14 protein-coding genes are annotated in these 7,789 nt (G+C 42.3%); 9 read left to right on the top strand and 5 right to left on the bottom strand.

Annotated elements, in window-relative coordinates:
• Positions 1 to 20 precede the first annotated feature (20 nt).
• The 8 genes from AB1401_04335 to AB1401_04370 all read left to right on the top strand — a co-directional run bounded on the left by AB1401_04335 (position 21) and on the right by AB1401_04370 (position 5,252).
• Positions 21 to 242 carry a DUF6429 family protein gene (locus AB1401_04335; GenBank protein MEW6614676.1) on the top strand — a complete coding sequence of 74 codons (222 nt, stop codon included), beginning with the start codon at positions 21 to 23 and terminating at the stop codon, positions 240 to 242.
• A gap of 97 nt (positions 243 to 339) precedes the next feature.
• Positions 340 to 594, top strand: a complete 255-nt coding sequence (locus AB1401_04340) for an AbrB/MazE/SpoVT family DNA-binding domain-containing protein (protein ID MEW6614677.1) — start codon at positions 340 to 342, stop codon at positions 592 to 594.
• Complete coding sequence (locus tag AB1401_04345) at positions 582 to 911, top strand: type II toxin-antitoxin system PemK/MazF family toxin (protein ID MEW6614678.1); 330 nt, start codon at positions 582 to 584, stop codon at positions 909 to 911. Before AB1401_04340 ends, AB1401_04345 begins: the two co-directional genes overlap by 13 nt.
• A 401-nt stretch (positions 912 to 1,312) precedes the next feature.
• Positions 1,313 to 1,555, top strand: coding sequence for a type II toxin-antitoxin system Phd/YefM family antitoxin (locus AB1401_04350; protein ID MEW6614679.1), 243 nt, complete (start codon positions 1,313 to 1,315; stop codon positions 1,553 to 1,555).
• A complete protein-coding gene (locus AB1401_04355; GenBank protein ID MEW6614680.1) occupies positions 1,552 to 1,818 on the top strand; it encodes a Txe/YoeB family addiction module toxin in 267 nt (88 codons plus the stop codon). Before AB1401_04350 ends, AB1401_04355 begins: the two co-directional genes overlap by 4 nt.
• Positions 1,819 to 1,848: 30 nt before the next feature.
• Entirely contained in the window at positions 1,849 to 3,303 is a 1,455-nt protein-coding gene (locus AB1401_04360) for an RtcB family protein (GenBank protein ID MEW6614681.1), read from the top strand.
• Positions 3,304 to 3,434: 131 nt separating this feature from the next.
• Positions 3,435 to 4,286 carry a PHP domain-containing protein gene (locus tag AB1401_04365; GenBank protein MEW6614682.1) on the top strand — a complete coding sequence of 284 codons (852 nt, stop codon included), beginning with the start codon at positions 3,435 to 3,437 and terminating at the stop codon, positions 4,284 to 4,286.
• Positions 4,287 to 4,298: 12 nt separating this feature from the next.
• Positions 4,299 to 5,252 (top strand): RNA polymerase factor sigma-32, encoded by a 954-nt coding sequence (locus tag AB1401_04370; protein ID MEW6614683.1) that lies wholly within the window; start codon positions 4,299 to 4,301, stop codon positions 5,250 to 5,252.
• 38 nt (positions 5,253 to 5,290) lie between these two features.
• On the opposite strand, the gene AB1401_04375 is transcribed toward AB1401_04370, so the two are convergent.
• From AB1401_04375 to AB1401_04395, 5 genes are all read right to left on the bottom strand, one after another.
• Positions 5,291 to 5,737 (bottom strand): DUF5661 family protein, encoded by a 447-nt coding sequence (locus tag AB1401_04375; protein ID MEW6614684.1) that lies wholly within the window; start codon positions 5,735 to 5,737, stop codon positions 5,291 to 5,293.
• 62 nt (positions 5,738 to 5,799) lie between these two features.
• On the bottom strand, positions 5,800 to 5,988 hold the full coding sequence (locus AB1401_04380) for a hypothetical protein (GenBank protein MEW6614685.1): 189 nt from the start codon (positions 5,986 to 5,988) through the stop codon (positions 5,800 to 5,802).
• A 227-nt stretch (positions 5,989 to 6,215) separates the two neighbouring features.
• On the bottom strand, positions 6,216 to 6,767 hold the full coding sequence (locus AB1401_04385) for a hypothetical protein (protein ID MEW6614686.1): 552 nt from the start codon (positions 6,765 to 6,767) through the stop codon (positions 6,216 to 6,218).
• A gap of 65 nt (positions 6,768 to 6,832) precedes the next feature.
• Positions 6,833 to 7,168: a type II toxin-antitoxin system PemK/MazF family toxin gene (locus AB1401_04390; protein ID MEW6614687.1), complete on the bottom strand. Its 336-nt coding sequence runs from the start codon at positions 7,166 to 7,168 to the stop codon at positions 6,833 to 6,835.
• Complete coding sequence (locus AB1401_04395) at positions 7,162 to 7,413, bottom strand: AbrB/MazE/SpoVT family DNA-binding domain-containing protein (GenBank protein ID MEW6614688.1); 252 nt, start codon at positions 7,411 to 7,413, stop codon at positions 7,162 to 7,164. Before AB1401_04395 ends, AB1401_04390 begins: the two co-directional genes overlap by 7 nt.
• 112 nt (positions 7,414 to 7,525) lie before the next feature.
• On the opposite strand from AB1401_04395, the gene AB1401_04400 reads away from it, so the two are divergent.
• The gene (locus AB1401_04400; protein MEW6614689.1) at positions 7,526 to 7,657 is read left to right on the top strand and encodes a hypothetical protein; all 132 of its coding nucleotides are present in this window, start codon (positions 7,526 to 7,528) and stop codon (positions 7,655 to 7,657) included.
• The last annotated feature ends 132 nt before the right edge of the window (positions 7,658 to 7,789 follow it).

Below are 7,789 nucleotides of genomic sequence, written 5' to 3' on the forward strand. Positions count from 1 at the left end.
CTCATGAAAGGCATGAGGAGATGGGTGCAAGAGCCTGGAAGGGATTTGACTGGGATACTTTGAACAGGCTCCATGATAAAGGATTCCTATCAAACCTTATAGGTAAGGCAAAAACGGTTGGAATGACCGAGGAAGGCTTTCTCAAGGCTAAGGAGCTTTTTGAACGGTATTTCGCGAAGGGAGAAGATGATGCCATACCTTTAGCGAAGTTCACACCAGCCGCAAAGAAGCGATGGAAATAGGTACCTAAGTGGTCGAGAAACGACCCTTTAAATTCTTGACTTTTAAGGTTTATGTAATTACAATGTGAATACTACTTTGGTTAAGGAGGTAAGAATAATGAGAGCACGTGTTGTAAAAATTGGTAATTCCCAAGGGATCCGTATTCCAAAACCTCTACTTGAACAAACTGGAATTATGGATGATGTTGAGCTTGAGGTAGAAAAAAGCCAAATCATTATTCGTCCCATCTCAAATCCGAGGGCAGGTTGGGATAATGTTTTCAAGTCAATGGCGGAAAAGGGTGATGATGCGCTGATAAACGGAGAAGAAAACATTTCACATTCTTGGGATGAAGAAGAATGGCAATGGTAGTAAACCGATTCGATGTATATTTGATAAATCTTGATCCTAATGTTGGCTCTGAAATTCAGAAAACCAGACCCTGTTTGGTTGTTTCGCCTGATGAAATGAATCGACATATCCGCACCGTCATAGTTGCTCCAATGACTACAGCCGGGAAAAAATATCCAACACGTGTAACATGCAAATTTAAAAATAAAAAGGGGCAAATCGTTTTAGATCAGATACGAACGATAGATAAAATACGACTTGTGAAAAAACTTGGCACTATTGATTTAGAAACCCAGTTGGAGGTTATTTCTGTTTTACAACGGCTATTTGCATTTTAAGGCTACCCAACCTGTAAGTCCACCTGATCGAGGGGAGTAGTAGCGATGGAATTTTCAGGTAACTGTATATCATTTTTTATCTGAGCTTGGATTGAATGTTTTGAAACCTGACAGAGTCATTCTACGTATATTTTTCAGATTAGGACTAATTTCCAATATTGATGATGCAAAAGGTGCCATAACTGTGTGCCGTAATTTCCGAGAGGCAACCGGGAAACCTATTAGGCGTAAACATGAAAGTAATGAATAATGATCCAGATATGCTGGAAGAGTATGATTTCAGCAGGGGGGTAAGGGGCAAGTATGCCAGGAGATATGCGAAAGGGACAAATTGAATTGACAAAACGTACGTTATGGCGTATTGTATGATATAAATCCACTTTGTAAATAAGAGGTAAAACATGCCTACTTTAACAGCGACTGAAGCAAGAGCGAAACTGTATAAGCTTATAGACGAGACTGCTTCCGCTCACGAACCTATTCTAATAACGGGCAAGCGTGGCAATGCGGTTCTTGTATCAGAGGAAGATTGGCGTGCAATACAAGAGACCCTTTACTTATTGAATACACCTTGCATGCGAGAATCGATTCGCGAAGGTTTGGCTACGCCAATTGAGGAATGCTCAAAGGACGTTGAGTGGTGAGCTTGCAGGTAGTCTTTACTAAACAGGCTCAAAAAGATGCCAGGAAATTGTCTGTTGCAGGTCTTCGCAAAAAAGCCGGGGAACTTTTAGAAATTCTAAGTGATGATCCTTATCAGAAACCTCCACCGTTCGAAAGATTAGTAGGCGAATTATCAGGAGCCTATTCCCGCCGGATAAATTTAAAGCACCGCTTAGTTTATCAGATTCTTGATGAGGAGAAGGTGGTAAAGGTGATACGAATGTGGACTCACTATGAGTTTTGACAACGCCCCTCCAGAAGAGAGTTTACGACTATGAAAGAAGAAATCTCTATAGAGATTCAAAAGATAGATGACTATCGTTGGAGGATACCCAAGACCGGCAAGATGAAGACCGATGGGGTAGTCTATACCGATGAGAAGATGTTGAGGGATATAAGGAATGACCAGAGTCTTCTACAGGTTTCCAATGTAGCATGGCTTCCTGGAATAATAGGGAGCTCTCTGGCAATGCCGGATATCCACTGGGGATATGGGTTCCCCATTGGTGGCGTGGCTGCCTTTGATTTAAATAAAGGTATAGTCTCCCCCGGGGGAGTGGGATACGATATCAACTGCGGGGTAAGGCTGATGAGTTCAGGACTTAGCCGCAAAGACATCAAAGGCAAGATAGATATCCTTATAGATGCCCTTTTTGCCAACATACCTTCCGGGGTAGGGTCCCGCCGCAAGGATCTGAAGTTGAACAGGGAAAAAGAGAAAAGGGTATTTTTAAAGGGGGCTAAGTGGGCTGTGGACCAGGGGTATGGTAGCGTAGAAGACCTGAAACATATTGAGGAGAGAGGATGTATACCCGATGCAAACCCGGACTTTGTCTCCGAAAGGGCTATAGAACGGGGTATGAACCAATTAGGAACCCTGGGATCGGGAAACCACTTTGTTGAAATAGGTTTTGTGTCGGAGATATATGACCATAAATTGGCCAGTGCTTTGGGGCTTCAAGAGGAACAGGTAACCATTATAGTCCATACCGGATCAAGGGGATTGGGACACCAGGTATGCGACGATTATATAAAGATTATGATGCAGGCCTCTAATAAATACGGCATTGAACTTCCCGACAGGCAGCTTTGTTGTGCCCCTGTGGACTCTGAAGAAGGAAGACAGTATCTTGGCGCCATGGCTTGTGCTGCCAATTATGCCTTTGCCAACCGTCAGATGATAACCCACTGGGTTAGAGAGACGATGGGGCAGGTATTGAGGATGAGTCCAAAAGATCTGAAGCTTGATCTGATATACGATGTGTGCCACAACATAGCCAAAATTGAAGAGCACCGCATTGATGGTAAAAAGAAGAAACTCTGTGTCCACAGGAAAGGGGCTACCCGGGCATTTCCTCCGAATCATCCTGACATACCGGGGTGTTACCAGGAAACAGGTCAGCCTGTATTGATTCCAGGTGATATGGGCAGGTATTCTTATGTCTTGGTTGGGACTGAAAGGGCATTAGAGGAGACCTTTGGTAGTACATGCCATGGGGCAGGCAGGGTAATGAGCAGGCATCAGGCAATGAAGGCAGCCAAAGGCAGGGCTATTGTCAGAGAGCTGAAAGATCATGGGATAACAGTCCGTTCAGCAGGCAGGGCTACTATTGTGGAAGAGATATCTGATGCATATAAGGACGTTACTGATGTAGTAGAGGTGGTTCATAATGCAGGTATCAGTCGAAAAGTAGCAAAGCTAGTGCCAATGGGAGTAATTAAAGGTTAATGGCTTCGTAAGAAGTCGAAAAACTCCCTCTCCCTTGATGGGAGAGGGTTGGGGTGAGGGTGAAAAGTGACTTTTTACGAGTCTGTCAAGGTTAGTGGTTTGAATGATAATGAATACATAGGAGTAAGTAAGTGGGTTATATAGATTTGCATGTACATACAACTGCATCTGATGGTACCCTGACCCCTTCCGAGCTGGTAAGATACGCCAAGGAAAAGGGATTAAAGGCAATTGCAATAACCGATCATGACACCATAGATGGGAACATGGAAGCCTTAAATGAGGGGGCTAGAATTGGGCTTGAAGTCATTCCTGGCGTGGAGATAAGTGTTGAATGCCCTTATGGCACTATGCATTTATTGGGCTATTGTATTGATACAGGGAACATCTTCTTAAAAGAAAGATTGGAATTCTTACAGAGGGCGAGAGCGGACAGGAACTCAAAGATACTCAATAAGTTAAAAGCTTTAGGAGTAACCATAGACTATAATGACGTTCTTCAGGTTGCAAGAGGGGGGCAAATAGGAAGACCTCATTTTGCTCAGACTATTGTGAGAGGAGGATATACTGAGACATCTCAGGAGGCATTTGACAGATTTCTAAAAAAGGGTGCCCCTGCCTATGTTGACAAGTTCCGTTTTGGGCCTGAAGATGCCTTTGGTCTTATTTCAAACTCTAAAGGTATCCCCGTGCTGGCTCATCCTTTTACTCTGGCTGGTTTAGGCACAGGGGAACTTGAAGACTTTATAATGCAGCTTATTGGATGGGGAATGAAGGGGATAGAGGTATATTACCCTGATCATACAGATGAGCAAGTTGCCTATTACAGATACCTGGCAGAGAAGCATAGGGTTTTAATTACCGGAGGTTCAGACTACCATGGCAACAACAAACCAGGTGGAAATATAGGGGTTTATAAGGGTAACACGAAGCTTTCTCTTTCACTTGTTGAGGAGATAAAGAGGCTAAGGGACAATATTTAATTTGGTAAGAAAATGGAAACCTCACTGGGCACCAATAAAGAAGAAATAATCAAAAGTGGCTACAGTAAAGAAGCTAAAGAAGAGGAACCTAAGGGAACTTCTTTAATCCCTTTTGATCCCTTACAGCGATACCTGGCAGAAATAAGACGCTATCCTTTGCTTACCAGGGAAGAAGAACGCAAGCTTGCCATAAAGTATAGAGAAGAGAATGATTTAGAAGCAGCTTACATATTAATTACAGCAAACTTAAGGTTGGTTGTGAAGATAGCGCTTGAATTCCAGAGATACTGGATGATGAATCTCCTTGATATCATACAGGAGGGTAATATTGGGTTGATGCAGGCTGTTAAAAAGTTTGATCCGTATAGAGGGGTTAAGCTCTCGTATTATGCATCCTTTTGGATTAAGGCTTACATCTTAAAATTCATAATGGACAACTGGAGATTGGTGAAGATTGGTACGACTCAGGCTCAAAGAAGGTTATTTTTCAACCTGAGTAAAGAGAGAGAAAGGTTAGAATCCCTTGGTTATGATGTGGGGCCAAAATTATTAGCGGAAAAGCTGGACACCAAGGAAGAAGAAATTATAGAGATGGAGCAAAGAATGGGAAGCTGGGATGTCTCGCTGGAAAGCCCGGTTAGAGATGATTCTGACAGCACTCATATGGACCTATTATCCTCCGGGGATGTATCTCAGGAAGAGGTACTGGCCGAGTCTCAAACACAAGATATATTCCTTGAGAAATTAGAGGAGTTCCGTGAGACACTACGGGGTAAAGAATTATATATCTTTGAGAAACGACTGCTCTCCGACTCCCCGTTAACTTTGCAGCAAATTGGAGATGAGTATGGGCTTTCAAAAGAAAGGGTGCGACAGATTGAAAAAAGGCTCATGGAGAAGATCAGGAACTTTTTTAAGAAAGAAATCCCGGACTTTGATGAGTACGATTTTAGATTCGGGGAATGATTTCAACTAAGTGCATGAAGCATATGCCAATACGTCTGTTAGATGCGCCTATTCAATTGACTTGCAACTGCTTGATTTAGCGCTTTCTGAGCCCCGATAAGTTTTTTATACTTTGACTCTATTTTCTCGATATTCCTGGATAGGATAGCCTTCAACAAATCGCCTTCTATCTCAGCAACCTCAATTCTGCGATAGTAATCCATAGTCTCCTTAAGATGGGCAACAACAATCTTACCTGTTAATAACGGATGATTGTTCGTTACGTTTGCATCTTCAAACCGTGTGCCGTGTTCGAGTTCAACCTCCAAACCCATTCGGAAATCCTCAAGGGGAATTTCCATCGATCTTGTATTTACAATTTTAAGGATAATGGATGCTTCCTCCTCCGTAACAGTCGGGTCGGTTTTTTCAGACCAATCACTCACCCCGATTGCTTTGCAAACTTTTTTTACCTCTTCAACAGTAACATATTCAGGCAGTTTCATTATTCTTCTCCTTTCTTTAAGTCCAATAAAGCAAAATACCAAGACATATTAAATAGTCGAGGCTAAAGGTACTTTTTCATGTTGTATTTTTTGGCTAAAGCAATCCTATCTTCATCTTTAAGCGACCTCATGTAAGACTTCCATCCTGGGCACCAACTGGCATGCCATCTCCAGAGTTTTCCGAGAAAGGACTTGGGATTTTTATCATATTTTGCCCTGAATGCACAATCTTCACAACTTTTATTATGCATATAAAACCTCCTTATAGATAGAGGATAGTCATGTTAAATTAAACATGACAGGTAAGCTTCTCTGATTTTTTAGTTAAATAAGGTCTTTGACTGAGCAAGTGAAGAATTTTCAGTTTTTCTGAGTTGATCATACAATATTCCGATGTTGATTGCCATATACAGAGCTAGCTTCGGAGTTTCACCAGTTCATCTGTTGAATCTGGCTGGTTAGGAGCTTTTCCAAGTTCTTATATCGTTGAAAACAGTGGAGACACCCCATTCCAAACGGCATCGGTCTTCTTCCGGACGATTTCAATAGTGTTAGAGGGTAAAGTCCCGAGGTCAAAGCTGGTTTGTAGAGAATATGCCATTTCTTCAAGGGGGTTGTTTCGATATCCGAATTGCATAAACCCCGCGCCGTAAGCAAGCAGGAGATTATCTAAGCCCAGCCTATCCCACTGAATAACATGAACCAGTTCGTGAAAATAGAGGCTCTCTGTTTGATGGGAGTGACTGACAAAGAATGTGTCCTTAAAGGTAATTCCTGCCATCTGCATATTTTCCATTTCCGAGAATTCAGGTAGACCCATGTGGCTGAGAGGGGGGAATGGCATCTTTCCGTTGATGACCACTGCCTTTGCTCTGGTAAGCAAATCGAAGGGGAACACCTTGCAAAGACGAGGGAAAGAGAGGTTGATCACCGAAACAGCATTGGGTCTGTATTCTTCTAACGTTTTTTCAATCCATTCTCGAACCGCAGGCAGAGTTGCATGTAACCTGTGTATAAGGTCAAGTTTCATATTATTTTATTCCTGATGGGCGAAAAATAGTGATAAGCTCTCCCTATTTATACAACACATAAAAATCAGAACATTATAGGGTCTATACGCATTAAGACTTCATGGAGTAATTCTTCCGGGCATTTGCTAATGTAGGACGCATTTCTAGCTCTGTAATCAAGCGAACGCAATTGATCTGCCATTATCACCCCCGAAACTTTTTTACCTTTGGGGATGGCTACATAAAATGGATTTTTACGTTCTGTGTTGCTGATGGGACAAACAAAAACGAACCCCATTTTTTCATTAAAAGCGCTATGACTTACGACTAGAGCAGGCCTGCTTCCCTTTTGTTCATGTCCAGCTTGTGGGTCGAAATTAAGACGGATAAAATCTCCGCGTTTTGGAATATAGCCTACCAAACTTCCCCTCCTTCAGGTTTGCCCCATGAAACTTCCACGCCTGGCTCTTGTACTTCGGCAAGCAACGCTTCTAATGTGTATTTCTTTTTGTGAGACAAGGGCTTTAAAATCAATTTTCCGTCCTCTAATGAGCAGCTTACCCGATCTTTTACACCCAGATGGAGTGATTCTAACACATGCTTTGGAAGTCGAATACCAAGAGAATTCCCCCATTTCCCAATTTGTAACTCAATATTATCTTGCATATTTATGCCTCCTTACATATATAAATATACATTGTATATCCGCAATGGGAGAATGTCAATTTAAAAATTGGTTTACCACCCCACCCAGAATGCCCCGTGCGGAAGCACGGGGATGAATGGGTATATAATTATCAATATCTCTAAGAATGCCCCACCCGGAAGGGTGGGGTGGTTTACTGTAATAACGTTAGATGCCTATCATTCCTGCGAACCCCGTATCAAATACGGGGCAGGCGGTTATTAATCCTTGGTGATTGTAAAAGATTTGGCACCATAATATAATGGTGTCATGGACATAAAGTCATTCGAACATACCGTAAAGACTGAGAATATAGCTCGGCGGTTTTTAGTAAAGTTGTGTTGGAAAAACTACCGT

Source organism: Thermodesulfobacteriota bacterium, assembly GCA_040757775.1.
Taxonomy (GTDB): Bacteria; Desulfobacterota; UBA8473; order UBA8473; family UBA8473; genus UBA8473.

Bases quoted from the DNA above. Each gene is read 5' to 3' on its own strand.
- AB1401_04335 (MEW6614676.1), top strand. From the start codon at position 21: ATGGGTGCAAGAGCCTGGAAGGGATTTGACTGGGATACTTTGAACAGG.
- AB1401_04340 (MEW6614677.1), top strand. From the start codon at position 340: ATGAGAGCACGTGTTGTAAAAATTGGTAATTCCCAAGGGATCCGTATT.
- AB1401_04345 (MEW6614678.1), top strand. From the start codon at position 582: ATGGCAATGGTAGTAAACCGATTCGATGTATATTTGATAAATCTTGAT.
- AB1401_04350 (MEW6614679.1), top strand. From the start codon at position 1,313: ATGCCTACTTTAACAGCGACTGAAGCAAGAGCGAAACTGTATAAGCTT.
- AB1401_04360 (MEW6614681.1), top strand. From the start codon at position 1,849: ATGAAAGAAGAAATCTCTATAGAGATTCAAAAGATAGATGACTATCGT.
- AB1401_04370 (MEW6614683.1), top strand. From the start codon at position 4,299: ATGGAAACCTCACTGGGCACCAATAAAGAAGAAATAATCAAAAGTGGC.
- AB1401_04375 (MEW6614684.1), bottom strand. From the start codon at position 5,737: ATGAAACTGCCTGAATATGTTACTGTTGAAGAGGTAAAAAAAGTTTGC.
- AB1401_04380 (MEW6614685.1), bottom strand. From the start codon at position 5,988: ATGCATAATAAAAGTTGTGAAGATTGTGCATTCAGGGCAAAATATGAT.
- AB1401_04385 (MEW6614686.1), bottom strand. From the start codon at position 6,767: ATGAAACTTGACCTTATACACAGGTTACATGCAACTCTGCCTGCGGTT.
- AB1401_04395 (MEW6614688.1), bottom strand. From the start codon at position 7,413: ATGCAAGATAATATTGAGTTACAAATTGGGAAATGGGGGAATTCTCTT.
- AB1401_04400 (MEW6614689.1), top strand. From the start codon at position 7,526: ATGAATGGGTATATAATTATCAATATCTCTAAGAATGCCCCACCCGGA.